Genomic DNA, 1,411 nt, shown 5'->3' with positions numbered 1-1,411 from the left:
GCGTTGACCTTCGCGATGATGCGGGTCTCGAAATCGAGCCCGGGCGACATGTTGAGGTAGCTGTGCGTGGGCCGCGCGAAGCAGTAGATGCAGCCGTGCTCGCAGCCGCGGTAGGGGTTGATCGACAGGTCGAAGTGCACGTCGGGCGAGTCGTTGCTCGCGAGGATGCTCTTGACCCGCTCCTCGATGATCTGCGTGGCGCGCGGCAGGTGCTCTTCGCTCGCCTGCTGCTCGAGCGTGCCCCAGCCGTCGTCGAAGTCTTCGCCGCCGCGCGTCGTGAAGCGGTGCTCGATRGCCCACGCGGTACCGCGGCCCTTGGTGGCGCCGGGCGCCGGCATCGGCACGAGCGGCTGGATCGGCGGGCGGGACTGGATGGGGTTGAACTTCCGTGGCATCCTGTAAATATATACAGTATTCCCCGCCGAAGCCAGCCGGATCAGATCGCGCCGATGCTCCCGGTCACCGGCAGCACGATGCCGGTGATGTAGCCCGAGCAGGCCGGCGACGCGAGGAACACATAGGCCGGCGACAGCTCCTCGGGTTGCGCGGCGCGGTGCATGTCGGTGCGCTGCCCGAATGCCGCGACCTTCTCGGCAGGCGCATCGGCCGGGTTCAGCGGCGTCCAGACCGGTCCCGGCGCGATCGCATTGACGCGGATGCCGCGGTGCAGCACGTTGCTCGCGAGCGATTTCGTGAACGCATGGATCGCGCCCTTGGTCATCGCGTAGTCCAGCAGGTGAGCGCTGCCCTCGAGCCCCGTCACCGAGCCGGTGTTGATGATCGCGCCGCCGCGGCCCATGTGCGGCAGCGCGGCCCGGGCCATCTGGAAGTAGCCGTAGGCGTTGGTGCGCAGCGTCTCGTCGAAGCGCTCGTCGGTGATGTCCTCGATCGCGTCGGCATGCTCCTGGAACGCGGCGTTGTTGACCAGCACATCGAGCTTGCCGAAGGCCTTCACCGCCCGGGCCACCGCATCGCGGCAGAACGCCGGGTCGCGCACGTCGCCGGGGATCAGCACGCAGCGGCCGCCTTCGGCCTCGACGCAGCGCTTCGTCTCCTCGGCGTCTTCGTGCTCGTTCAGGTAGACGATCGCGACATCGGCGCCTTCGCGCGCGAACAGCACGGCCACCGCGCGGCCGATGCCGGAGTCGCCGCCGGTGATCAGCGCCGCGGCGTCCTGGAGCTTGTGGCTGCCTTCGTAGTACGGCGCGAGGAACTTGGGCTTCAGCTCGAGTTCGGCTTCCAGCCCCGGCTTGGCGATGTGCTGTGCGGGCAGCCGGGCCGGCTRCTCACGGGCACCGGCCTGCACCGGTGCCTTGCTCTTCTGCTTGTCGGTGGGGCCCTTCTTCGCATCCGCGCTGTCCTGCGCGGCCTGGATGCGCCGGTGCTTCACGGCGACCGCATCGCCCTCGTC

1 protein-coding gene and 1 pseudogene are annotated in these 1,411 nt (G+C 69.0%); both read right to left on the bottom strand.

Going from position 1 to position 1,411, the window contains the following annotated elements:
- A pseudogene (locus tag AC1D12_RS33330) lies at positions 1–338 on the bottom strand (PA0069 family radical SAM protein); the annotation flags it as partial.
- 98 nt (positions 339–436) lie between these two features.
- On the bottom strand, positions 437–1,411 hold a 975-nt coding region (locus tag AC1D12_RS33325), incomplete at its 5' end, for an SDR family oxidoreductase (RefSeq protein WP_477845376.1).

The organism is Rhizobacter sp. P1_G5 (assembly GCF_056405435.1).
Note: the sequence above shows the minus strand (reverse complement) of the source record. Positions and strands in the feature narration are given on the sequence as shown.